The sequence below is a fragment of the Nostoc sp. 'Peltigera membranacea cyanobiont' 210A genome, from assembly GCF_002246015.1.
Lineage (GTDB): Bacteria > Cyanobacteriota > Cyanobacteriia > Cyanobacteriales > Nostocaceae > Nostoc.
This window is the reverse complement of record NZ_NOLJ01000007.1, coordinates 520,610-545,412: the sequence shown is the minus strand read 5'-3', so window position 1 is coordinate 545,412 and position 24,803 is coordinate 520,610. Positions and strand designations below refer to the sequence as shown.

Annotated in this window: 18 protein-coding genes and 2 pseudogenes; 17 read left to right on the top strand and 3 right to left on the bottom strand. The window is 44.3% G+C overall.

Annotation, left to right across the window (positions count from 1 at the left end; all coding sequences use genetic code 11):
* Window positions 1–108: 108 nt before the first annotated feature.
* From CDG76_RS24385 to CDG76_RS24380, 3 genes and pseudogenes are all read right to left on the bottom strand, one after another.
* Entirely contained in the window at window positions 109–576 is a 468-nt protein-coding gene (locus tag CDG76_RS24385; RefSeq protein WP_262984357.1) for an ISAs1 family transposase, read from the bottom strand.
* Window positions 542–739, bottom strand: a pseudogene (locus CDG76_RS39200) (ISAs1 family transposase); the annotation flags it as partial. The pseudogene CDG76_RS39200 and the gene CDG76_RS24385, both read right to left, overlap by 35 nt.
* Before the next feature lie 294 nt (window positions 740–1,033).
* Window positions 1,034–2,174 (bottom strand): annotated as a pseudogene (locus tag CDG76_RS24380) (ISAs1 family transposase).
* A 280-nt stretch (window positions 2,175–2,454) separates the two neighbouring features.
* On the opposite strand from CDG76_RS24380, the gene CDG76_RS36475 reads away from it, so the two are divergent.
* The 17 genes from CDG76_RS36475 (at window position 2,455) to CDG76_RS24300 (ending at window position 24,765) form a co-directional block, all read left to right on the top strand.
* A complete protein-coding gene (locus tag CDG76_RS36475) occupies window positions 2,455–2,643 on the top strand; it encodes a hypothetical protein (RefSeq protein ID WP_143854163.1) in 189 nt (62 codons plus the stop codon).
* Window positions 2,644–3,098: 455 nt separating this feature from the next.
* Window positions 3,099–5,456, top strand: coding sequence for an NACHT domain-containing protein (locus CDG76_RS24375; RefSeq protein ID WP_094351468.1), 2,358 nt, complete (start codon window positions 3,099–3,101; stop codon window positions 5,454–5,456).
* Window positions 5,457–5,844: 388 nt separating this feature from the next.
* On the top strand, window positions 5,845–7,932 hold the full coding sequence (locus CDG76_RS24370) for a glycosyltransferase (RefSeq protein WP_223265358.1): 2,088 nt from the start codon (window positions 5,845–5,847) through the stop codon (window positions 7,930–7,932).
* A 23-nt stretch (window positions 7,933–7,955) separates the two neighbouring features.
* Entirely contained in the window at window positions 7,956–8,522 is a 567-nt protein-coding gene (locus tag CDG76_RS24365) for a hypothetical protein (protein ID WP_094351467.1), read from the top strand.
* A 78-nt stretch (window positions 8,523–8,600) separates the two neighbouring features.
* Entirely contained in the window at window positions 8,601–10,409 is a 1,809-nt protein-coding gene (locus CDG76_RS24360; RefSeq protein WP_223265357.1) for an ABC transporter ATP-binding protein, read from the top strand.
* Entirely contained in the window at window positions 10,406–12,211 is a 1,806-nt protein-coding gene (locus CDG76_RS24355; RefSeq protein WP_094351466.1) for an ABC transporter ATP-binding protein, read from the top strand. Before CDG76_RS24360 ends, CDG76_RS24355 begins: the two co-directional genes overlap by 4 nt.
* A gap of 142 nt (window positions 12,212–12,353) precedes the next feature.
* A complete protein-coding gene (locus CDG76_RS24350) occupies window positions 12,354–12,932 on the top strand; it encodes an acyltransferase (protein WP_094351465.1) in 579 nt (192 codons plus the stop codon).
* Entirely contained in the window at window positions 12,932–13,531 is a 600-nt protein-coding gene (locus CDG76_RS24345; protein WP_223265356.1) for an acyltransferase, read from the top strand. The genes CDG76_RS24350 and CDG76_RS24345 overlap by 1 nt, the downstream gene beginning before the upstream one ends.
* Window positions 13,521–14,702, top strand: a complete 1,182-nt coding sequence (locus CDG76_RS24340; protein ID WP_094351464.1) for a glycosyltransferase — start codon at window positions 13,521–13,523, stop codon at window positions 14,700–14,702. Before CDG76_RS24345 ends, CDG76_RS24340 begins: the two co-directional genes overlap by 11 nt.
* Before the next feature lie 2 nt (window positions 14,703–14,704).
* Window positions 14,705–15,907, top strand: coding sequence for a hypothetical protein (locus tag CDG76_RS24335; protein ID WP_094351463.1), 1,203 nt, complete (start codon window positions 14,705–14,707; stop codon window positions 15,905–15,907).
* A 76-nt stretch (window positions 15,908–15,983) separates the two neighbouring features.
* Entirely contained in the window at window positions 15,984–17,324 is a 1,341-nt protein-coding gene (locus CDG76_RS24330) for a glycosyltransferase family 2 protein (protein ID WP_094351462.1), read from the top strand.
* Window positions 17,321–18,460, top strand: coding sequence for a glycosyltransferase (locus tag CDG76_RS24325; protein ID WP_094351461.1), 1,140 nt, complete (start codon window positions 17,321–17,323; stop codon window positions 18,458–18,460). The genes CDG76_RS24330 and CDG76_RS24325 overlap by 4 nt, the downstream gene beginning before the upstream one ends.
* 28 nt (window positions 18,461–18,488) lie before the next feature.
* Complete coding sequence (locus CDG76_RS24320; RefSeq protein ID WP_094351460.1) at window positions 18,489–19,661, top strand: glycosyltransferase family 2 protein; 1,173 nt, start codon at window positions 18,489–18,491, stop codon at window positions 19,659–19,661.
* Window positions 19,658–20,788 (top strand): glycosyltransferase family 2 protein, encoded by a 1,131-nt coding sequence (locus CDG76_RS24315; protein ID WP_094351459.1) that lies wholly within the window; start codon window positions 19,658–19,660, stop codon window positions 20,786–20,788. Before CDG76_RS24320 ends, CDG76_RS24315 begins: the two co-directional genes overlap by 4 nt.
* 28 nt (window positions 20,789–20,816) lie before the next feature.
* A complete protein-coding gene (locus CDG76_RS24310) occupies window positions 20,817–22,031 on the top strand; it encodes a glycosyltransferase family 2 protein (protein ID WP_094351458.1) in 1,215 nt (404 codons plus the stop codon).
* Window positions 22,032–22,116: 85 nt separating this feature from the next.
* Window positions 22,117–23,358 carry an efflux RND transporter periplasmic adaptor subunit gene (locus tag CDG76_RS24305; protein ID WP_094351457.1) on the top strand — a complete coding sequence of 414 codons (1,242 nt, stop codon included), beginning with the start codon at window positions 22,117–22,119 and terminating at the stop codon, window positions 23,356–23,358.
* A gap of 225 nt (window positions 23,359–23,583) precedes the next feature.
* Window positions 23,584–24,765: an ABC transporter permease gene (locus CDG76_RS24300; RefSeq protein ID WP_094351456.1), complete on the top strand. Its 1,182-nt coding sequence runs from the start codon at window positions 23,584–23,586 to the stop codon at window positions 24,763–24,765.
* The last annotated feature ends 38 nt before the right edge of the window (window positions 24,766–24,803 follow it).

The window sequence follows — 24,803 nt, the reverse complement described above, 5'->3', positions numbered from 1 at the left end:
TTCTCCCCACCCTCCCCACACCTCCCACACTTCCCACTCTCCCCACACTCAAAAATCTTGTTATATCAGGGCTTTGCGATTAACTTAGTGCCATTCCGCTCTAAGGCATTAAGGGCAATGCGACGTAGCTTTAGCATTATTCTGTGGACTGTGCAGAGAACGAATTCGACATTCATCTTCATGAAAAGTGACATCTAATGTCCAATGAACAGAATTTTCTATTCCCCAATGCTGTCGAATGGCGCTACCAATTTTATGAGCATCACTGGCGAGACTGGTGATATAAAATTGCACCTCATGGGTAGTCTGATTCCAATGCTCAATGGAACGCACTACCATAACTACTGTTGTCAGTCCTGCCCACAAATCTTGTTCATGAAGTACAGGAAGTTGTGACACTGGTACGGTGTAAACCTGACGATTCTCGATGCGGTGATGTCCTTTTTCTATCCGTTGACTAATATTCACATCAACATCTTTAAATCCCAGAGATTGTGCTATTTCAAACCAATTTTTCACTTGTTGGTGCAGCGTAGGGTGATTATCTTTCAGGCTCAAAATAAATATAATCAGCATTTGCGGCAATGATTTTTTGGGCAATGGATTTTTGAGTGCCCATTGCATCAATGGTGATGATGCAGCCAGATATGTCTAGCATTTCTAACAGTGCTGGAATTGCCGTGATTTCATTGGATTTGTCAGTGACCTTTGTTTGTCCCAAGACCAGACGGTGTTCACTTGACCATGCACTAACCGTGTGTAAAGCTTTTAGCTGAGATTCTCGGTCATATGAGCCTCTTTACTAATAAAAACTAAGAGAGATTTCAAAATGACATAGATAATTGTAAAAATTGATGGAATGATAAATAAAACAAATGAAGCATTTTTGATAAATATGAATTAGCTTATCTGTGGCTGAAGAATTATTTATTGATACTAAACGATTCAAGATTTGAGTTTGTAAAAGCATGTTTATCTAGAGGAAAAGGGAGATTTTTTCTAAAGGTTTAAATTCAACTTCTGATATATTAGTTTATGCTAATGCTAAAAGTATTGATAAATAATTGTTATCCAGCCCTGCGAGAAACTGTTTATTTTTTATTCCACGTTTGACGCGCTTCTCTTGACCTAAAAGATTGACTGCAATATGTCTGAGAATTGCAAAATTCTGTGGAGCATTATCTTTTCTAATCCGACAGTCATCTTCCCTCAAGGCGACATCCAATATAATATCCAATGTAATGAATTCTCAATTCCCCAATGACTGCGAATAGAATTACCAAACTGTTTAGCATTTGACTCAAGGCTACTGATAAAATAATGGGTTTCAACCGTTGTTTCACCATTTAATGAACGAACGGATTCTACCATTCCAACACTATTGAAGTTTGACCAAACTGAATTTGAGTTAAGCCGAGACTGGATTTGAGATAACATCACATAGTGGCGGATTTCACGACGACCATGACCTATTTCATCTGTTTTATATGGGCTATGTTCAATCCCCTCAAAACCTGCATTTATCCCTGAGTTAAATAGTTTTTCTACCTCATCATAAAGATTTCCCTGATTCTTTTTTAACGTAATTACATAATCTGCATTTTGCTGTGTGATTAATTTCACGATTTCTTTCTGGCAGCCAATTGCATCAATTGTCACAATACATCCAGACAGTTCTAAGACCTTTAATAATTCTGGAATTGCTGTAATTTCATTCGATTTCTCATCCACCTTAACTTGTCCCAATACCAATCTATTTGTAGTTGCCCAGGCACTCACTATTTGGATTGCACTTTGGTCACTACTTTTATCATAAGAGCTACGTAAAGTTTTTCCATCAATTGCAACCACTTCACCCTCGGTTATCTTCTGTATTGATCTCATCCAATCAAGAAAACATGATTGAAACTGGTGGGGATTTATTTGTGCAAATACTCGTGTAAATGTATCGTGTGATGGAATGCCGTTTGGGAGTTCTAAAAATGTTTTTAACCACTCATACTTTGCACAACCATAAGTCTCGATTCCTACCCATCCATCCGCTCCACAAATCACCGCACATACGGCAATGGGGTCATGATATCAATTAAATTGTGTCGTTTGGTACGATCTATGCGTGGATCTTCTATGACACTAAAGTAGTCAGCAATTGTGATTTTTGGCTTGAGCTTCATTCAACTATAATCTGGTTCTTTTTGTTTAACGCACTATCGAATTTACTACAAAAACGAACCCGTATTGCTTGGCAGCCGTCGGCTGCCACAAACTCCCCCCTACAAGGATTATCATTCTTATTCAGTTTCATGCCAAATTTTCTGAAAGTACTGTGTGGTGGAGTGTTGGGGAATCCCACTTTGATTATCTATCTTTAATATTTAGATGCGTTCGCCCTAAGATTGGGGCTAATAAAGAACCGATATAGCCTTCAGTTCCAGTTACCAGTATTTATCATGCATGTCAAACCTGATAGGTAGAGCTTGGTTTTGTAAAAAACCTTTGTTGACTTACTACAAAACTACAAAACCCTTTCCTCAAGACGATCTATCTCGCATGAAGAAACGCTTACAAGAAAGACTGTCTCTCTCGACTGCGCCTAATGTTGTGGTAAATACCACAATTCCTTACATAAATACCAGTGTCTAATAAGTATGTTTGCGATCGCGTTCAGGAGCATGTATGACTTAACGTATAAGTTATATCAAATGAGTTTGCTTTAATTTGTATATCTATCCTACCTTTCCTACTTTTCCTACTTTTCCTACTTTTCCTACCTTTCCTACTTTTAATTAAATTGTTTTAATTCGTATTTAAAATCACAAATCATAAAAAACATTTTTTTCTAGAGAAAGGTAAAATATAAGCCATAAGAGGGAAGAAAGCCCCGAAATAAATTAGTTAGTTTTAAAAGTCAGTAATTTAACCGATCGTATTAATAAATATCAGTTAAACTACATTGATTACGTTAGTTACAACTTTTATTTAGATATATCAAAAAAAATTGATAAAACTTAAACATGAAAGTGACATAATTAATGAATCAATAATTAATTGATTAAATATTTCCTTAAGTCAATAACTGGAGATTAAAAAACTGCTTTATGGCACGACGTTCGTTGAAAGCATCTACTGTAGGTATTGAGAAAGCAAAAAAGGCTTTTAAAATTAGAGAATGGACGCAAGAGTATTTAGCTAGCGAGATAGGACTTGAGACTCGGCAACCAATCTGGAAATTTTTTACAGGCAAGCCGATTGAGCGTCAGAACTTTATGGAAATATGCTTTCGACTCGGTTTAGATTGGCAAGATATAGCTGAACTACCCAATCCGAGGCTACTGACAGAAAACAACCAGGAATGGGAAGACTGCCAAAATGTCGAAAGCTTAGTGCAAATGTTGCGATCGCGTCTAAGTGATAAGATTAAATCTCAATGTGCCACTACACGGTTGTTAGATATCGATCAACCAATTCAACTAGAAGAAATATATGTCAGTACTAATATTTTGAATAATATTACAAGTCGAAGATGGTTAGATATCCTCGATCTACAAGGCTTAATTACAGAAGAATTCGACTGTTTTAATTTTAATCAACTTTATCAAGAACGAGCCTCTGCAATACAAGCAGTTATCACCTATCCCAAATTAATGGTACTAGGTAAACCAGGATCTGGTAAAACCACATTTTTACAGTATATTGCCATGCAATGTAATCAAGGCAAATTACTCTCAGACCGGATACCAATCTTTATTCGCTTGAAAAATTTTGCTGAGGATGCTAGAGAAACCGGAAATTACAGTTTATTGAACTATCTTAGTCAAGAGCTTGCTGACTGCGGTGCTTCAGATCAAGAAATTCAAACATTATTAGTTAACGGCAGAATATTAATTCTTCTGGATGGGTTAGATGAGATTCCAGAAGAAGATAACGCCAAAATTATCAGTAAAATTCGCAGTTTGGCTGAAAATTATTACAAAAATAAGTTGATTATTACATGTCGCATCGGTTATCAACAGTATCACTTTGAGGAATTCAGCGATGTTGAAATTGCTGATTTTGATTATTCCCAAATTGAAGCTTTTGTCCAAAATTGGTTTGTCAATGTTAGCAAGAATTCCATAGAAAAAGGAAAAGCTTTAGCTTGTCAATTTATGCAAAAATTACAGTTTTTGGAGAATCAACAAATTCGAGAACTAGCTGTCAGACCACTTTTGCTTAATTTGGCTTGTTGTGTGTTTCAAGCCCGTTCAGACTTTCCAGTTAGAAGGGTCGAATTTTACAAGCAAGGATTGGATATTTTGCTCAATCGTTGGGATAAAGTGAGGAGCATTAAACGAGATGAAATTTATCTTCATTTATCTTTAGCTCAGAAGCTTGAACTGCTGAGTCAAATTGCTGCTATTACCTTTAAACAAGGTCATTACTTTTTTACACAGAGTATTGTCGAGCAATACATTACAGACTACCTCTGCAACTTAAACATAGCTCAAACTGAGCCTGAGATGCTCCAACTAAACAGTGAAGCAGTGCTGAGATTGCTTGAGACACATGGATTACTGATAGAGCAGGCGCGGGGAATTTACTCGTTCTCACATATAGCTTTTCAGGAGTATTTAACAGCTAAAAATATTATTACTAGCCCCAACCCACAAATATTAGAAAAAAAATTAATCGATCTGGTTAGCCATTTGACTGAACCACGTTGGCGCAAAATCTTTTTACTAATCGCTGGCATGTTGGATAATCCCACTTGTCTATTGCAATTAATGAAGCAACAGCTCGATCGGCTTGTAGCCTTTGATCAGCAATTAGAAAATTTCTTCAACTGGCTTAACCATAAGTCTCTTTCAGTTCAGTCTACTCATAAAAGAGTCGCTATTCGTGCTTTTTATCTAACACTAGAACTTCTCGACGACCTGAGCTTGACTAATGACCTGGCTTTTTCCCTTGGCATCGATCTTAGACTTACTAGTAATCTTACCCCTGATTTAGCTCTAGATATAGCTCTTCAGTGTGCCCTTCACTTAAGCGTTGCCCTATCTAACGAGCCTACTTTAGATCGAGTTTTAGCTTTAAGCTTTGCTCTCCCCGATCGCCAAACTCTTGTCTGTAATTCTGAGTTACAAAGTTCTTTGCAAAAACTCAAAGAACAATTACCAACCCCGGTTCAAGGCAGAGAAAAATTAAAAGAATGGTGGAATAGTAACGGTCAAATTTGGGCTGATGAATTGAGATTGGTGATAATTCGGTGTCGCAACATTGGTCATCAATGGCATTTTAGCGAGCAGCAGAAAGAAATACTCAAACAGTATTATACTGCTAGCCAGTTATTGGTAGATTGCCTCAATAGTGCTTGTAAAGCAACTCCCACCATACCAGAGAGTCTTTTAGCAACGTTATTGTTACCCACCCCTAAAATATTGATGAGAAACAGCATACAGCAGATTTATGAAGCATAGTAGTAACAATTTTTAAAAGTACTGTTTTCAGGGTGAGTATATGTAGTATAAAACTTTTTGCAATATTTCGTCCATTGGCTGAAATTTAACCCTGAATCTATGTATTAAACTGCAAATTTTTGAACTGACTCAGCAACTGGTGTTGCTGAGTTTGATTGACCAACTGGATACAAAACTAGACTGAAAGTATACGTTAATTCATACATTTTCGTAAACGCGATCGCAAACGTACTGCTGACACAGTATTAAGTATTACTAAATTGTTAATTAATAGCGATTGTGGTGGTGCTAACGCCAAATATGCTGCGAATGCATTAATGAGCTAAGTATATGTGTGTTTCTGTTTTTGAGCAAACTGACGTAGCGTTTCAGCAGCAAGGAAATAAATTTGCAGTCAATTGTCGGGGGTAATTTGCAAAACTTGACTTCAACACCTTCTGGCTTCTGTGCTGAACCACTTGCAAAAAGCGAGGTAGTCACAGTAAGAGGTAAGTTTTTCTTTATTAGAGATCAAAAGTTTTTCCTCAAAGGAGTGAGTTACGGCCCTTTTTCCATTGGTAGCCACGGTGAGTCTTTTCCAGAAAAATCAGTTGTGGAAAAAGATTTCGCCATGATAGCAGAAATGGGGGCTAACTGTCTGCGTACCTATACTGTTCCACCTGATTGGCTGTTGGATCTAGCTGCAATCTATGGTCTGAGGCTGTTAATTGGTATACCTTGGTCTCAGCATATTGCCTTCCTTAACTCTTCTGCTGTAAAAGCAGAAATCCGTAACTGCATTGTTCAAGGAGTTAAAGTTTGCCGGAATCATCCCGCTACCTTTGCCTATTTGGTGGGCAATGAGATTCCTCCAGATATTGTCCGATGGCATGGAGCAAAACCAGTTCGGGCTTTTATTAAAGAGTTAATGGCGGTAGCAAAAGACAGCGATCCCGAAGGTTTGGTGAGTTATGCCAATTACCCCTCTACAGAGTATTTAAATATTGACTTTACTGATTTCTCATGCTTTAACGTTTACCTGCATCGGGAAACAGATTTTCGTCGCTACCTCTCACGGCTTCATAACCTAGCCGAGGATAAACCTCTAGTGCTGAGTGAGTTTGGCGTTGACTCAATGCGTGAAGGAACCCAAGCCCAAGCCGAAATTCTCTCTCAAAAGCTGTCATCTAGTTTTGAGATGGGAGCAGCCGGGACAATAATATTTTCTTGGACGGATGAATGGTTTACTGGCGGATATGCCATACAGGATTGGGCTTTTGGTCTAGTTGACGCCGAACGGCTCAAAAAGCCCGCCTTCGAGACAGTTCAGCAGTATTACACAGCGCCTCTACCGCCAGCGCTACCTGATTATCCCAAAGTCTCAGTGATTGTATGCGCTTACAATGCTGAACGCACGATGGATAGTTGTCTAGCTTCTCTCAAAGAACTCAACTATCCCAACTATGAAGTCATTGTAGTTAATGATGGATCGAGCGATCGCACTCTCCAAATTACTCAGCATTACGACTATGTACGCCTAATTAACCAAGAAAACAAGGGATTAAGCGTCGCCCGCAACGTCGGTATGGCCGCGGCAACTGGCGAAATTGTGGCTTATACAGATTCTGATTGTATGGCAGATCCAGACTGGCTTACCTATCTGGTCGCCAAGTTTCTCTCCTCTGGACTAGCTGCCGTAGGCGGGCCAAACTTATCTCCCCCAGAGGACTCTCTTGTTTCCGCCTGCGTTGCCGTCTCTCCCGGCGTACCTACTCACATACTTTTGAGTGATGAGGTAGCCGAACATATTGCTGGCTGTAACATGGCTTTTCGTCGGGAGGTTCTACAAGAAATTAACGGCTTCAACCCGATATTTCGTACTGCTGGGGATGATGTCGATATCTGCTGGCAACTACAAGATCGAGGTTACACCATTGGTTTTAGCCCAACAGCAATCGTATGGCACTTTCGCCGTAATACAGTAGCTGCCTATCTCAAACAGCAGCAAGGTTATGGCAAGGCAGAAGCACTCGTTTATTTTCAGCATCCTTACCGCTTTAACCTTCTGGGACAGCCCTCTTGGTTGGGGAGAATCTACGGAGATTTATCTACATTTCTTCGTATTGGTCAACCAGTTATCTATTCTGGGGTGTTTGGTCGTGGTCTGTTTCAAACGTTGTATGAGCCTTCCTCATCTCTCATTTCTTACCTCCCCCTGACACTGGAGTGGAATGTCGCAGCTTTGATCCTATTTGTCTCTGCGCTTTTGTCTGGCGATCGCCCCTGGTTGGGTGCAGTAATGTTCCTTATCTCTTTTAGCTGGTGTGTAACTGGTGCTATACAAGCGCGGATTGACTCTCGTTTTCTTAAAAGAAGGGCACGGTTGCTTGTGGCGCTACTGATTTACCTGGGTCCGATTGTACGTAGTATAGAGCGCTACAAATGGCGAATCAAAGAACTTAAGAAAGCCGAGCCGATAAACGTTGATGAACTGTAAATAAAAATAAAAGCATTAAAAAAATGACTCAAACACTAACTCAAGCAGATTTAATTCAGTTTGATTTGCCAGCCCACAGAGTAAATATTTCCTGGCGCGATCGCGCCTATGAGTTGTCCTATTGGACAGAAACAGGAATAGAGAAGGAGAACCTGCTGCAAAAGGTAATGGATTTACTCCTGCCTTGCAAGTACTTCATTGCGATGGATCAAGGCTGGAGCGACTGGGATTTAGAGATTTACCAGGGAATTTGGTCAAAAGTTCAGCTGAAAGTATGTACCGAAAATCATGGAGGTAACAAAAGAGTTTTGAGGGTGCGGTGTGCTTTGAGAATGTCACAGTTAGCCATTATGGCTATGGTTGGCTATTGTCTGTTCACAATTGTGGCGATCATTCTGGGAATGCTAGAAGTAGCAAAACTCACAATTGCACTAGGTACGCTCAACGCCACTGTCATCTTATATCAGAACTTCCAGTTAGGACGTATTCTCTACCAGGTACTGGAGATTGTTGCCAAAAGAGTTTACTTGCTGCCAATACAAACCACCAACAACCAGTCTGTCGCAGAAAGTGTAATATTACAGCCATGACAAACGTCTTGGTACTCCAGTAAGCAAATGGCCAGACGGGAGGTAGATCTGCAAGTGAGGCAAGAGATCAAAGCAATAATGCATCGATACGGGCAGATGCTCCGATATCCGCTGCGCCAGTGGCGTACCTTAATCGCAATCCTCGGTCTCACGGCTGGCACTTGTGCCACCGCCACACTTCAACCTTGGCCAATGAAAATCTTGGTGGATTATGCTTTCGGACAGGCAGTCATCCCCCCGCTGGTTCGCTCATTTCTGGGGACTTTTAACTTGGCGTTCACACCACCGCTACTGGTCATTGTCGCCGCTGTTTGTAGCCTTGGACTTTATGCCCTAAATGCTACTCTGGAAACTAGCCTTAGCTGGGCCTGGAGCGCTGCCGGACAAGGTATGGTCTACGAACTAGCCCAAAGACTGTTCTATCGTTTGCAACGCCTTTCACTGCTGTTCCATAACCAACGGACTGTCGGTGATTCCCTCAGCCGTCTGGCCGGAGATACCTATTGCGTTTATACCTTGAGCGGTGCTTTGCTGATTTCACCTGTGCAATACTTGCTGACGCTAGCAACTATTGGCATTGTTGCCTGGAATCTGAGTCCTTTGCTAACGCTGCTTTCGCTTTTCGTAGCCCCAATAATGGGCGGTTCAGCTCTTGTTTTTGGTTCTCGACTCAAGCGCCGGACAAAACTTAACCGCGAAGCCCAGTCGCGCCTCACCAGTTTTGTCCACCAAACGGTAACAGCAATTCCCATGATTCAGGCATTTGGTAGAGAGAGTTACAATACCCGGCAGTTTGAGCATCTAGCGGCAGACGCAGTTGTTCTCTCACAACGCGAAACTCTGCTCAAGAGCGTTTACGGTGTGGCCAATGGTACTGTGACAACGATTGGTACTGCGATCGTTCTGTATGTGGGCGGGCAGCAGGTGTTATTGGGGGCTATGAGTATCGGTAGCTTGCTCGTCTTCTTAGCATATCTACAATCTATACAAGGAGCATTTAAGGGTCTATTTGGCATCTACGGGAGCCTGAAGTCTGTAGATGCCAATATAGATAGAGTTTTAGAAGTTTTAGATGCTCAAGATGGAGTACAAGATGCCCCTGCTGCCAGACCATTGCCAGTTTGTCCGTTGGGAGAACGCGGACACGTATGTTTAGAGAAAGTCACCTTCGGTTACGAACCTAACTATCCCGTCCTCAAAGAAATTACCCTGGAAGCGCGACCAGGAGAAACGATCGCACTCGTAGGCGCGACAGGTGCTGGTAAGAGTACACTGGTTTCCCTGATTCCCCGCTTTTTTGACCCTTGGCAGGGACGAGTCCTCTTTGATGGGGTAGATGTCCGAGATGTGCAACTGAAAAGCTTGCGGGAGGAAATTGCCTTGGTGCTGCAAGAGCCGTTTTTACTGCCGCTTTCGGTGGCAGAGAACATTGCCTACGGGTGTCCAGAAGCAAGCCTAGAGAAGATTGTCGCAGCAGCCAAAGCGGCTAAGGCGGACGACTTCATCCAACAGTTGCCGCAAGGGTATGATACCCCGATCGGTGAAAGAGGAGCGCTCCTCTCTGGGGGACAAAGGCAGCGAATAGCGATCGCCCGCGCGTTGCTCAAGGATGCACCAGTACTGATTCTTGATGAACCTACTTCTGCCCTGGATGCCCAGACTGAGGCTTTACTGCTGGAAGCTTTAGATCGCCTGATTGAAGGACGGACTACGTTTATCATTGCCCATCGACTTTCCACGATTCAACGAGCAGATCGGATTGTGGTTCTGGAACAGGGAAAGGTTGTGGAGATGGGAACGCACCAGGAGTTGCTGGCTATCGGTGGTTTCTACCAGCGTTTGCACTCCTTGCAGTTTCCCAAACCGCCGCAGGAGGTCGTTCTATGAAACTGTGGTGGCTGCGATTGGCACGTTACGCCCTGGTTCGTTGGCGCGGACTAATTTTTGTCATGCTGCTAATGCTGATTAATGTAGGGCTAAATGTACTCAAGCCTTGGCCTTTGAAGTTAATTGTTGATTGCGTCCTGAACAACCAATCGCTGCCAAATAGCGTTCTTTGGCTCAAAACCTTGCCTGGTAGTGAATCCGATATTCAGTTGCTCGCTTGGTTAGCAGCTGCCACAATCGTTTTATTTTTATCCAGTGAGGGAGTTCGACTGATACAGGAATATGTTGGAGCTGGTGTTGGCAGCCAGATGGTTTATGACTTGGGAGCAGCACTGTTCGATCGCTTACAGCATCTTTCTTTGAGATTCCACAACCAACAGCGTGCTGGCGATCTGGTTAGGCGGGTAATGACCGACAGCATCTGTATTCAGAATCTGGCAATGGGGGTTTTTCTACCCGTGCTTACTTCCTTGGTGAATTTGGTCGCAATGTTCGCCGTGATGTGGCAGATTAATCAACTGCTTTCACTGCTCTCGCTGATGATTGCTCCTTTAATAATCTTACTAATTTGGGTCTTTAACCAGCCCATGACTGAACGAACCTATCAGTATCAACAATTTGAAGGTGAGATCGTCGCACTCAGCGAGCAGACTTTGACAGCAATACCGATTATTCAAGCATTCGGACGTGAAGCACACGAAGATGAGCGCTTTCGCTACCTGTCTCAAAAAGCCCTGCAAGCTTATGTACGCTCTATCCTTGCCCAAATGCAATTCAAAGTTGGGGTGGGCGGTGTAACCGCAGTCGGAACAGCAGCAATCATGGCTTACGGTGGCTTCCAGGTTTTGGATGGGTCACTCTCAATTGGTTCTTTACTAGTCTTTCTTTCTTATCTCGCCTCCTTGTACGTGCCGATGGCGACTCTGGCTTATATGTCCTCTAGTTTTGCTGGCGCAGCTGCTAGTGCTCAAAGAGTGCTAGAGGTTTTGGATGCTCAAGATGGGGTGCAGGATGCTCCTAATGTTAGACCATTGCCAGTTCGTCCAGTGGGAGGACGCGGACACGTATGTTTAGAGAAAGTCACCTTCGGTTACGAACCGAACTATCCCGTCCTTCAAGAAATTACCCTAGAAGCGCGACCGGGAGAAACGATCGCACTAGTAGGGGCAACGGGTGCTGGCAAAACTACTCTAGTCTCCCTGATTCTCCGTTTTTTTGACCCCTGGCAGGGACAAGTTCTTTTTGATGGAGTAGATGTCCAAAGTGTGCCAGTCAAAAACTTGCGCGAGCAGATTGCCCTAGTGCTACAAGAGCCGTTTTTGCTGCCGATAACTATCGCAGAGAACATTGCCTATGGCTGCTTTAATGCTAGCCGCGAAGCGATCGTCAAAGCCGCCCAAGCTGCGAATGCTGACACCTTTATTCAACGATTACCCCAAGGTTATGACACGGTAATTGGTGAGCGCGGAGCCACACTTTCAGGGGGCGAGAAACAACGATTAGCGATCGCCCGCGCCCTGCTCAAGGATGCTCCAGTGCTAATTCTGGATGAACCTACCTCTGCCCTAGATGCTCAAACCGAGTTTCTGCTGCTGGAGGCATTAGAGCGACTGATGGCAGGACGGACTACGTTTATCATTGCCCATCGCCTTTCGACAATTCAACGAGCCGACCGAATCGTAGTTTTGGATCGGGGGAAAGTAGTAGAGATGGGAACTCATGAGGAGTTACTAGCGTTTAGTGGCTATTACAAGAGGTTGTATAAATTACACTTTGGCTCAACCCAACCAGCATCAGCCTAGACACTTGAAGCATTTTAAAAGACGTAAATACAGCAATTGCCAAAAATATCCGAGGATTGAAATACTGATTAACTTTATTACAAAAATATGTTTACCAATTCATCTTGATTTGCATTACAACATACAGCGCTCCCTTGAATTCATGAATGATTTAACCAGCCAGCCACTCGATCGCCAGACAAGAACTATTCCACCCAATGTCCAAGTAGGACTCAACAGTGTTATCAACCACGATGAGCGCTGTTTTGCTCGCTTTCAGAGCCGTGTCAATCCCGCGCTGCTCGTCGGAGAAAACTGCACGTTGGATTATGTCCACTTTGCGTTGGGCGAAGCTGCTAGGGTTGAAATTGGAAACTATTGCTATTTGACTAGTGTTATCCTGCTTTGCGAACAGGAAATTTCCATCGGCAACTATGTGGTTTTGGGATGGAATACCACGATCGCTGACACTGACTTTCATCCAATCGCACCAGCAGAACGAATTGCAGATGCGATCGCCTGCTCTCCTCTGGGAAAAGGACGGCTCCGCCCTCCTGTGATGCGCCAGCCGGTGATTATCGAGGATGATGTTTGGGTTGGCCCCAATGTCACAATCCTCAAAGGAGTTCGCATTGGTGCCGGAGCTTGGATTGAGGCTGGGGCATTGGTGACACGGAATATACCACCCTGTAGCAGGGTGATGGGCAATCCAGCCCAGGTGATTGGGGAGGTAGAAGCCTAATGGATGCCACACGAACATTACCGTGGGACTGGTATCCGGGAACAATTCCCGATAATGTTGTTTTAGGAGACGACACTTACATTGAGACTAGTCTCAGCTTTAAACTTTACCGCAGCCAATTGCCAGTAGGGCTACGATTAGGTAATGGCTCTGCTGTATATAAAGATACTATGTTTGACCTGGGTTCCGACGCTCAGGTAAAGGTGGGGGAACATGCATTGATTCACGGGGCCCGCATCGTCTGTGATGCCGAACTGAAGATTGGCAATTATGCTTTAATCTCCTGGCAAGTTGTCCTCATGGATACCTACCGTTTACCATTCGACATTGCCAAGCGACGAAAAATTTTAGAACGAGCATCGTGTCAACTTTCTCAATTCTCTAGCGCCGATGTCCCAGCCCAACCAATTTGGATTCAAGATAACGTCTGGATTGGATTTGATTCCTGTATTTTGCCGGGGGTAACAATAGGCGAAGGGGCGATCGTCGGTGCCCGATCTGTTGTTAGCCAGGATGTTCCACCGTACACCGTTGTGGCTGGCAATCCTGCCCGGATCGTTCGGCAGTTAGAGGCAGGAGGTAGCAAGCATGAATTGTGAACCCCCTACTAAGGGAAAAATTATTGTCTTCGGGATTTTGTTCTGGTATCCCTTAGCAGGAGTAACCTATCAATTTCTCCACTATATGCTAGGGCTGCGTCAACTCGGCTATGACCCCTACTACATCGAAGATTCAGGACGCTGGATTTACAACCCCTTAATCAACGATCTATCTCCAGACGCTACCGAGAACATTAAGCGAGTCGCACCCATTTTGGAGGCCTATGGCTTTAAAGAGCGTTGGGGATTTCGCGGCCACTATCCAGGGGGCGAGTGTTATGGGATGAGCGAAACCCAAATCCTCAACCTATATAAGGAAGCAGACGCATTCTTGAATGTAACTGGCGCTCAAGAAATCCGTGAGGAGCATTTGGCTTGTCGTCGCCGCATCTATGTTGAGTCCGATCCAGTTGGATCTCAAATTCGGGTTGTTCAGGGAGACGAAACCTTAATTGCTGACCTGGAAGCCCATGATACACACTTTAGCTTTGGAGAAAATCTGGGTGCGCCTGATTGTGGAGTAACAACGGATCGCTTTCAGTGGTTGCCGACTCGTCAACCGATCGCAACAGACTTGTGGAATACGTCAGATAACACACCAGGCATAGCTTACAACACTATTACCACCTGGGACAATAAGGGAGGTAAAGATATTACCTATCAGGGTGAAACCTATTACTGGCGAAAGGCACGCGAGTTTAAAAAATTTATCGATCTGCCGCACCAGCGTTCAGTGCAATTTGAGATTGCGGCTGCTGATGTAAGTCAGGATGTGCGATACCTGCTACAAAAACACGGTTGGAGCCAGGTAGATTCAATAGAACTCTCCCAAAATCTAAATTCTTACCGCAGTTATATCCAGCGATCGCGCGGAGAATTTACTGTAGCTAAGGATCAATACACGCGATTGCATAGTGGCTGGTTTAGCGATCGCTCTGCCTGCTATTTGGCAGCAGGGCGTCCTGTAATCACCCAAGAAACAGGGTTTAGCAAGTTCTTGCCCACGGGGAAGGGATTATTTGCATTTAACACTATGGAAGATATTCTGGCGGCAGTGGATGCGATCGAAAGCGACTACGAAGGCAATTGCCGGGCAGCCCGTGAAATTGCCTCAGAGTACTTTGCCGCAGAGAAAGTGATTGGCAGCCTAATGGAGCGAGCGGGGTTATAAGCATGGCACGCATTGTTGTTTGTGGATATATGATTCGACATCCAGTAGCTGGCAATCTTTTAGCCTACTTTCACTACGTGTTAGGGCTACATCATCTGGGACATGAAGTTTTATACCTGGAGGAAAGCGGCTGGCCTCAGTCCTGCTACAACCCGATCAACCACAATTACAATGATGATCCGCACCTTGGTTTGCACGCAGTCCAGACCCTAATAAACACCTATGGCGTGAATGCAACACTGTGCTATGTAAATCGGGATACAGGAACTGTCTACGGTGCGGATTGGCAAGAAATAAAGCAGATGCTCAGGACGGCGGATCTGCTATTGAATATCGGTGGAGTTTGCTGGTTACCTGAATTTCTTTTATGTAAACACCGAATATTAATCGATATGGACCCATTCTTTACCCAGATTGGGACATTTGCTGCCGAAGGGCGCAACGAGTATCACGCCTACTTTAGTTATGGCGTTAATATTGGACAACCCGATTGCGGCATACCGAGTGATGGAATTGAATGGCTCCCCACCGTACCGCCCGTTGTATCAGATATCTGGAAAAGCCCGATACTTACTCCAGAAGATAGTGGCGAAGAACGCGCAAATTTACCATTCACTACAATTGCCAATTGGAATGCTTATGGGGGTGTGACTTACAAAGGCGAACATTATGGACAGAAAGATCAGGAATTCATGCGCTTGCTGGAACTCCCTAGTTACTGTTCGCAGAAACTCGAACTCGCTCTTGCCGGCAAGGACGCAGAAATAGCAGAGATTGCGAAATCTTTACAGGCAGAAGGCTGGTTAGTTCGAGATGGTAGGGAAATTAGCGCTAGTCTGTCAACATACAGAACTTACCTGATTGGCTCCCGTGGGGAGTTTAGCGTTGCCAAACAAGCTTATGTCAAAACCCGTAGCGGTTGGTTTAGCGATCGCAGCGTCTGCTATATCGCCGCTAGTCGTCCCGTCATCTTACAAGATACCGGATTTAGCGATTGGTTACCGACGGGGCAAGGTGTGCTGGCATTTTCATCCTTGGAAGAAGCCGTAGGCTGCATAGAGCGCGTCAATACAAATTATCAGGCTCACTGTCAGGCAGCACGGGAATTAGCCGAGCAATTCTTCAGTTACAAAGTGGTGCTACCTCGACTACTGGAGACAGTTTTAACCACGGACACACCTGATCTATCTCCATTTCGAGTCTGACTGCCTATAGAGAAGGAGAAATCATCAGGTAATATATCTAATCAAAACATTTAACAAATTTAAAATAAATGAGATTATGAACACTCAATCACCAAAGGTAAGTATTGGTCTTCCTGTTTATAACGGAGAAAGCTTTATAAAAGAGGCGATTGATTCTATCCTGAATCAGACATTTGAGGATTTTGAATTAATCATCTCAGATAACGCTTCGACCGATCAAACTGAAGCAATCTGTCAGGCGTATGTAGCTCAAGATCAGCGAGTTCGTTACTTTCGTAATTCAGAAAACCTTGGAGCTGCCGACAACTTCAACCGCGTGTTTCAAGCGGCTATCGGCGAATATTTCAAATGGGCAGCTCACGATGATGTGTGTGCATCTACTTTTCTAGCTGAATGCGTCAATGTTCTTGATCGAGAACCGACAATAATCTTGTGCCATGCCAGAACAATTACTATTAATGCTCAAGGAAAACCTTTCAAAAAGTTAAAATCCAACGCAGAGATCAGTTCAACAATTCCCTGCAAAAGATTTCGAGAGGTTATTAGCGAGGATATTTTCCAGTCATCTAATCCGATATCAGGGGTAATTCGGACAGATGTCCTGAACAAAACTCCTTTGCTGGGAAATTATCCGGCCCACGATCTGCCTTTACTTGCTGAATTAAGTCTTTATGGAAGATTTTATGAGATTTCTGAGTATCTCTTCTATAGTCGAGACCACAGTCAGCGGGGATCGCGTGCCTATGATTATCGCCAACCTCATAAGGCTATTGTCTGGTTCGACCCAAAAATGGCTGGAAAGCTTATTTTTCCATCCTGGAGGATGTTTGCCGAATATATGGCAGGCATCAATCGAGCGCCCCTGAGTTGGCGCGATCGCTTACTTTGTTACAGTGAACTAGCCAAATGGGCGAAAAATCATCAACAAAATTTGGGGCGCGATTTGATTGTTGCTACTGAATACTTACCTGTTATGGGTTCAGAGCTTGCCAAAGCTTATAGCAAAGGCTCTGAAGCACGCTGGCTAAAGCAGGTTAGGCAATCGACAAAACAATTGGAAACTATTATTTCCAAAGAAGAAACCTTTATTCTTGTTGATGAAAACAAACTCGGAAAAGACACTTTTGCCAAGTGGTTGACTATACCTTTTCTGGAACGTGAAGGAAAATACTGGGGTTTACCTGCGGATGATAGCACTGCCATTCAGGAGCTAGAGCGGTTGCGCCAATTGAGAGTCAACTTTATTGTTTTCGCTTGGTCTTCCTTTTGGTGGTTTGAGCACTATTCCCAGTTTTATGACTACCTGAGAACAAAATTCGACTGCATCCTAGAAAACAACTATTTTGTCGTATTCAATCTACAGCATGAACTGGCATTTACCGCTCAAGACGAGTTAGAAAGAGTTGAGGTACGATGATTATAATTTTTGCTAGTGCTATAGGTCGGTTTCCCATAGGAGGCAACGCCTGGTCTGACCTGCAATACCTTCTGGGTCTGCGTGCCCTTGGGCATGATATTTTCTACTTGGAAGAATGTGGATCAAAGTCGTGGGTTTACAACTGGGAGACCGAGCAAATCACGACGGAGTTAGAGTATCCTAAAAATTATCTTAAAAACTGCCTAGAACCGCTTGGTTTCAAAGATAAGTGGATTTACCGAACTGACGAGCATTCAGTCGGTATGGAGATTGACAATTTGAGCGACATCTGCTCCCAGGCTGATTTAATGATTATCCGTGGCTCACCACTTTCTGTTTGGAGAGATGAGTATGGATGGCCACAGCGCCGCATCTACATTGACGCCGATCCCGGTTTTACTCAGATTAACATTGCTAACGGTAATTCGGAATTAGTACAGACGATTGAACATTGCGATCGTCTGTTCACAATTGGGCAACGCATTGGTGCTGAAGACTGTCTTATCCCCACAAAGGGTAGGCATTGGCTAAAGACATTACCTCCAGTAGCACTGCCTTACTGGCCAGTAATTGAAGACAATGACACCACCTATTTCAGTTCGATTATGCAGTGGCACAGTTATCAGGAGGTGGTATACGAAGGAGTCACCTACGGTAACAAGGATAAAGAGTTTTTAAAGTTTATTGATATACCGCAACTCACCAAACAGCAGTTTCGGATTGCCTTAAGCGGCGGCTTTCCTGATGAACTATCGCAATACGGCTGGGAGGTGATCCCCGGATGGATTGCGTCCTTTACACCAGAGTCTTACCAGAAATTTGTTCAAGCATCCCGTGCTGAGTTTGGAGTAGCAAAACAGGGTTATGTTGCTACAAAGGGTGGCTGGTTTAGCGATCGCAGCGTCTGTTACCTAGCTTCTGGCAGGCCAATTCTAGTTCAAGACACAGGTTTAAGCGATTGGCTGCCGATAGGAGAAGGGATTTTAACTTTCCGCGACCAAAAGGAGGTAGTAAAAGGTGTAGAAGCCATCAACGCTGACTATGAGCGACATCAACATGCAGCACGGAGGTTAGCAGAGGAATATTTTGACTCAGATAAAGTTCTTTCGTCTCTTCTAGAGGCGGCAATGAACTAACTGCCATTGAGTTTAGGAGATATTAATTATGGCAACAGTAACTATTGGCTTTTCTCCTCGCGAACAGTTTTCCCTAGCTGCTGAATCTTTGCAGAGGATTTTTGATTACACCTCTATCCCCTTCAACCTGATTGTAGTGGACTGCAACACCCCAAAGGTATATTGGCAGCAGATAGAACAGGTACTAAAAGGGCGTAGCAATGTCAAAATCATTCACGCGAATGATTACCTAATGCCTAACCAGTCAAAAAACTTGGTGATTCAGGAAGCCAAAGATGATTTTGTGTGCTTCATAGAAAATGATGTTCTGGTTGAGGATGACTGGTTATCCCATCTGATCGCCGCCTGTGAAGAGCATCCCGCAGATGTCGCAATACCACGCATTATTGAAGGGCCTCCAGGAGAGACAAAAGTTCACTGGGACCCTGGTCTGGGTCAAGTTCAGCCAGTGCAAACAACCAACGGAGTCAAATGGGAAATCCTGCCACCCACAGGCGATCTACAACTCGATCGAGGTTGCGATCGCCGGACGATAGAGTTGTCTGGAGAGGCTCACTGTCAGCTTTACCGCCGGAGTGTTTTCGACAAAGTTGCTCCTTTCGATCAAGACATCATTTATCTAGATTGGATCGATTCTAGTTTGGCTTTATATAATGCCAAAATTCCAGTTGTGTTTGAGCCGAAGTCTGTTATTCATTTTTGGCATCCTTATCCTCCCCATTTAGATGAACTCGATTATTTTTGGCGAAGATGGGATCTTCAACAAGCTGCTAACGAGATTGATCGCATTCAAAAAAAGTGGAATCTGGTTCGTGTAACCACAGATTTAGATTTTGTCATGGAGCGAAATCGCATCGGTCAACTTCATGCGATCGCCGAAGAACTCAAAGCTCTGATCTCACCGCAAGAATCCTTTATTTTGGTCGATGAGGACATCCTGAACGGTAACGAAATCATCAAGGGTTTTCAGACTATCCCCTTTACAGAACACAATGGGCAGTATTGGGGCCAACCAGCAGACGACGAAACGGCTATCCGAGAATTCAATCGCCTGTACCAAACAGGTGCTAGTGCGATCGTTTTCCTTTGGCACACTTTTTGGTGGCTGGACTATTACGTTGAATTTTATGACTATTTAAGTCAAAAATTCCCCTGTGTGTTGCGAAATGACTGTGTGATTATATTCGACCTACGCTCATGAAAGAACCTCTAGCCAGTATTATCATCAATAACTACAACTACGGGCATTTTCTGCCTGAAGCGATTGAAAGTGCTTTGAATCAAGATTATCAGCCGATAGAAGTAATTGTGGTTGATGATGGGTCAACGGATAACTCACAGCAGATCGTTGCTGATTATGGGGAAAAGATTATCCCCCTGTTAAAGGAAAATGGCGGACAAGGCTCCGCATTCAATTCGGGGTTTGAGATTAGCCAAGGTAAGGTGATCTGCTTTTTAGATGCGGATGATATTTTACTGCCTACTGCTATTGGAAAAGCAGTTGAACTGCTGCGCGATCCGAATGTGGTTAAAGTACATTGGCCTCTGTCCGCCGTTGATGCTCATGGCAAGCTGTTAGGAAAGTTAATTCCCGAAGATCCTTTGTCAGAGGGAGATTTGCGTGATGCACAGATCAAAAGCGGTATAGAAGGTCATATTTTTTCCCCTACGAGCGGCAATGCCTGGTCACGCAGCTACTTAGAAAAAATTTTACCCCTGCCGGAAAGCCGCTATCGATTCAATGCTGATTCCTACCTAGCAATTCTTGCTCCCTTCTCTGGCAGCATCAAGCGCATTACTGAACATCAAGCTTTGTATCGCATTCATGCCTGCAATGGCACTAGCAAGCGTAGTTACAATTGGCGACTTAACCACTATCACAATGAAGTGGCAGTCCTACGCGAGTATTTAGAGGAGCAGGGCATTCAAATTGATGATGCTTTTGAATACTGGAAAGGTTCTTATCATCAATCTCTGCAAAGGATGGTCGATTTGGGGCAAGAACTAGAACCCTTCATTCCAGCAGAACAAGACTATATTTTAGTTGACATGAATGAATTTGGGCAACATCAACTACTTGAAAATAGTCACTCAATCCCCTTCCTAGAAAAAAATCGTATCTATTGGGGGCCACCAGCAAATGACGCTATTGCTATTCAGGAGTTGGAGCGACTGCACCGTTCAGGCGCAAGTTTCATCGTATTTGGATGGCCTGCCTTTTGGTGGCTTGACTACTATGTTGAATTTACTCGCTATTTGCGTACCAGGTTTCGTTGTGTTTTGGAAAATGAGCGCTTGGTTGTCTTTGATTTAGGCATTTTAGCTTGATACTACCTGGCCGTTATTACCGAACGATATGAAACCTGAAAGCAAAGTTACGATCGCAATCCCAACCTACAATCGCTCGGAGTTACTAAAAGCTAGCCTTGAGAGCGCATTGGCACAGGACTATCTAGATTACCAGGTGCTTGTATTGGATAATGCTTCTGAAGATGATACAGAGGCAGTTGTACGCTCATTCGCGGATTCACGGATCACTTATGTACGTCACGAAACTAATATTGGAATGTTTCGCAATTGGCAGCTGGCTGTTAAGATAAATTCTAGCCCTTATCTAAATATCTTGTCGGACGATGACATCCTGCTGCCCGACTTCATCCGTGAATCTGTCTTAGCATTAGACAACCATCCACATACTGGTTTCTCGGTTGCCCAAGCCGGGTTTATTGACATTTATAATGTTCGAGTGGACATAACAGACCCGGAAGTTTCGGACAACTTGCCAGCAGGACTGATCAACGGGCTAGAGTTCATCCACCAAATTGTTGATGGGCAAAAATGGATTTTGCGCTCCTCAGCAGTCATGTTTCGTGCTTATGCACTTGCAGCAGTTGGGACATTTGACATACCGCACTCCAAGTACATGCTAGACCTGAACCTATACTTGCGGATCGCGGCGCAATTCGACATCTTCTTTATTGCTCAAGAGTTGGCCCAAGTCCGGTTTCACCTAGAACAGGATTCCCAGGTTACCTTCCACTCTTCAGGGGGAACAGGCTCGCTGGCTGTGGTAGCAGAACGTACTGATGCGATCGCTTATTTGTTACAGTCGCCGCGTGCAGAAGATGCATCTTATCGTCAGTGGCTCGCAGAGCGCCTGTTGCATATAAGTATGCGCCGTAGTGAGTTCACGTCTGATCTGATACCTAGACTTAATTTGAGTTGGTCAGAACGGCTAGAAATTGCTATGCAGGAAATTGCATCTGTGATTCCAGCAGGGAAGCGTTTGATTTTGGTGGATGAAAATCAATGGGGTTCGGAGATTCTGCCGGAATTCGATGCTCTGCCCTTCGTCGAACATCAGGGTCAGTACTGGGGAGCGCCACTGAATGACGAGATCGCCATCCAGGAACTTGAACGAATGCGTCAAGCGGGAGCAAGTTTCATGGTCATTGCATGGCCAGCCTTCTGGTGGCTTGATTATTACTCTGGGCTACGAAATTATCTCAGTTCAAATTTCTGCTGTGTTTTGGACAACAGTCGCCTCGTCGTGTTTGATCTGCGGCTGTGAGATTCTCCAACATTATTAATATGCGGTGAAAGCCTTGGGCTGCGATCGCTTGTTGTGAACTGCAAACTCACGGGATCAAGTTTTCATGAACTGGAAATATGAAAAAGGTAAATTCAATATCCCTGGTCGATGGCTAGCCTGGTCAGGAGTTTTGGCTTTAGCCAGCGCTGGCGGTTGGCTGACCTACTTTTTAGTTCTCAACCAACCTCCTGAACCAGTAGCAGTACGCTTGCTAAGTGTAGAGCGAGGTAATATTGAAACCACAATCAATGAGAGCGGTACTGTTGAGTTGCGGGAACAACGGATCTTGAAGTCCCCAAAAGAGGGTGCAGTAGAACGAGTAATGGTAAAACCTGGTGACAGGGTAAAACTTGGTCAAGTGCTGCTCACGCTGCGCTACCCTGAGCGAAAGATTGCTCTTACCAATCAGCAGTTGCAAATTCAACAAGAGCAACTCAACCTAACACGTAGTCGCCAGAAAATTCTTGAAGCCCAAGAACGATTAACAGCCGAGGAACGACAACTCCAGAGGCTTGCTCCCCTGGTGCGAGAGGGAGCTATTGCACAACAACAAGCCCAAACGCAGGAAGACGCAGCCCGCGTTGCTCGGTCTACCCTGCGAGATACTCAAGCAGAGGCACGTACAACTGCCTTAAAAATTCAGACTTTGCAATTGGAGCGCCAACTTATTCAGCAGCAACTCCAAGATAATATTGTGACTGCACCATTGAATGGTGTAGTTTTGGGTGTCAATGTAGAGGACGGTGATGGGGTCGAGTTGCGTACCAATCTGCTGACTCTGGGTGATCCAGGAAAAGTACTGGTGAAACTCCAGCTTTCTACCCTCAACGCTGCTCAAGTCCGGGTCAACCAACTTGCCCGGATTAATGCCATCGGCCCGAATGCAAAGACATTCTCTGGACGCGTACAAAGCCTGTATCCTCAAGCACTTACCACTGAAGCCCAAAAACAAAATGATAGCAGTGCAAAACAATCAGATCAACCAACAGTACCCGCAACGGTTCAGCTTGATACCCCAACTCGGACACTGCTCCCTGGTAGCAGGGTAAATGTCGAGGTTGTGTTGCAGCAACGGCAGAACGTAGTAGTTTTGAAGACGGAGGCGATTGTGCGATCGCAAGCGCGTCCCTTTGTATGGGTTCGGGATAGCCAAAACCAAGCCCAAAAACGTACCATTAATCTGGGATTAGAGGGGTTAATGGCTGTAGAAGTAACCTCTGGTTTATATCCTGGTGAAAAGGTCATACTGCCGCCCGTTGAGTCGCAACTCAAGCCAGGGCTGCCAGTTAAGGCAAGTGAAAAGTAATAAATAAATTAATATTTCGACTTTACTCTCCCAGCTTATTTTCTTGACATTCACCCCACACCCTTATACCCCAATACAGTTCAGTTAAGCATTTCTTTCTTCTCTCAGTGTCCTCTGCGCCTCTGTGGTTCGTTAAAAAAATTGACTTTGACAAAGAGTTTTAGCCTTAACTGAACCGTATTGCCTTATACCCACCTATTTTCAAGCTAGAGCAAAGCGACTATTATGGCTCTTTCAGCTTTTGACTTATTAAATATTACCTTTCACTCATTAGGTAGGAACCCCTTGCGTTCTGCTCTGACTACTCTAGGGGTGTTTATGGGTGTGGCTGCTGTCAGCGCTACACTTCAGGTTGGTAATATTAGCCGGGCCGCGATCGCTCAACAATTAGCAAAACGAGGCGCACCTCAAGTTTCAGTTTATCCAAACTGGGATTCTGGCAGTCAAACCACCCAACTCAAGTTGGAAGACATGGAATTCTTACGACAGCGAATGGTAGGCTTGCAGGCGATCAGTTCTTTTAATTGGGCTGGTTCTACGCCAACTGTATTTCGGGACAAGGAAGTTACTCCACCCATGTCACCTGTTTCCCAAGATTTTTTGCTGACTTCAGGGAAATCATTGGTTTCGGGACGGTTTTTCACATCTGAAGATTTTGCTAACTACCGTCCGGTGATAGTAATCGATCAATTGCTGGCAGAACAACTTTTCCAAAAGCAGGAACCTGTGGGGCACCTGATTTATGCTGGGCAAAGACCCTATATCGTCATAGGGGTCGTAGCGACTAGTCTAAATGAAAATGCACCCCCGGCGGGTCAACTGTATGTGCCGATGTCTATTTACAATGCTTTGACCGGTAGCCGCGACATTGGGAGTATCCAAATGCGCCCTTACTCACTTGAAGATGTGGAAGAGTTAAGCCACCAAGCAGAGAAATTGCTGTTACAAAGATTTCCAGGTTACAAATTTAAATTTTGGAATAATGTATCAGATATTATACAGCAGCAGAAAACTCTAGAGATGGCTTCCCAAGGTCTAACAGCAGTAGGAGTGATCGCGCTATTAGTTGGCGGTGTTGGGATTGCAAATATTATGATTGCCTCAGTAACAGAACGAACCGCTGAAATAGGTTTGAGACGGGCGGTGGGTGCAACCCAACGGGAAATCATGCAGCAATTTATTCTAGAGGCGATGCTTTTAAGTCTAATAGGAGGGACAGCAGGGCTGGGAGTGGTGCATGGATTGACAGTTGTGGTTACGGATACCTTTAGCTTGCCCTATGAGTTTGATAGCAAAATTGCAGTGCTAGCACTAGGGTCAGCACTAGCGGTAGGGGTGGGAGCTAGTTTGCTTCCCGCCGTGCGGGCCAGCCAGATCGACCCAGTAAAAGCCCTACGTTCAGAATGATGAACCTATCCCACAAACTAGTAAATCCGATTCGGATC

Excerpts from the sequence above, each read along its gene's own strand:
- CDG76_RS24385 (WP_262984357.1), bottom strand. The coding sequence starts at position 576 with ATGCTGATTATATTTATTTTGAGCCTGAAAGATAATCACCCTACGCTG.
- CDG76_RS36475 (WP_143854163.1), top strand. The coding sequence starts at position 2,455 with ATGTCAAACCTGATAGGTAGAGCTTGGTTTTGTAAAAAACCTTTGTTG.
- CDG76_RS24375 (WP_094351468.1), top strand. The coding sequence starts at position 3,099 with ATGGCACGACGTTCGTTGAAAGCATCTACTGTAGGTATTGAGAAAGCA.
- CDG76_RS24365 (WP_094351467.1), top strand. The coding sequence starts at position 7,956 with ATGACTCAAACACTAACTCAAGCAGATTTAATTCAGTTTGATTTGCCA.
- CDG76_RS24360 (WP_223265357.1), top strand. The coding sequence starts at position 8,601 with ATGCATCGATACGGGCAGATGCTCCGATATCCGCTGCGCCAGTGGCGT.
- CDG76_RS24355 (WP_094351466.1), top strand. The coding sequence starts at position 10,406 with ATGAAACTGTGGTGGCTGCGATTGGCACGTTACGCCCTGGTTCGTTGG.
- CDG76_RS24350 (WP_094351465.1), top strand. The coding sequence starts at position 12,354 with ATGAATGATTTAACCAGCCAGCCACTCGATCGCCAGACAAGAACTATT.
- CDG76_RS24345 (WP_223265356.1), top strand. The coding sequence starts at position 12,932 with ATGGATGCCACACGAACATTACCGTGGGACTGGTATCCGGGAACAATT.
- CDG76_RS24340 (WP_094351464.1), top strand. The coding sequence starts at position 13,521 with ATGAATTGTGAACCCCCTACTAAGGGAAAAATTATTGTCTTCGGGATT.
- CDG76_RS24335 (WP_094351463.1), top strand. The coding sequence starts at position 14,705 with ATGGCACGCATTGTTGTTTGTGGATATATGATTCGACATCCAGTAGCT.
- CDG76_RS24330 (WP_094351462.1), top strand. The coding sequence starts at position 15,984 with ATGAACACTCAATCACCAAAGGTAAGTATTGGTCTTCCTGTTTATAAC.
- CDG76_RS24325 (WP_094351461.1), top strand. The coding sequence starts at position 17,321 with ATGATTATAATTTTTGCTAGTGCTATAGGTCGGTTTCCCATAGGAGGC.
- CDG76_RS24320 (WP_094351460.1), top strand. The coding sequence starts at position 18,489 with ATGGCAACAGTAACTATTGGCTTTTCTCCTCGCGAACAGTTTTCCCTA.
- CDG76_RS24315 (WP_094351459.1), top strand. The coding sequence starts at position 19,658 with ATGAAAGAACCTCTAGCCAGTATTATCATCAATAACTACAACTACGGG.
- CDG76_RS24310 (WP_094351458.1), top strand. The coding sequence starts at position 20,817 with ATGAAACCTGAAAGCAAAGTTACGATCGCAATCCCAACCTACAATCGC.
- CDG76_RS24305 (WP_094351457.1), top strand. The coding sequence starts at position 22,117 with ATGAACTGGAAATATGAAAAAGGTAAATTCAATATCCCTGGTCGATGG.
- CDG76_RS24300 (WP_094351456.1), top strand. The coding sequence starts at position 23,584 with ATGGCTCTTTCAGCTTTTGACTTATTAAATATTACCTTTCACTCATTA.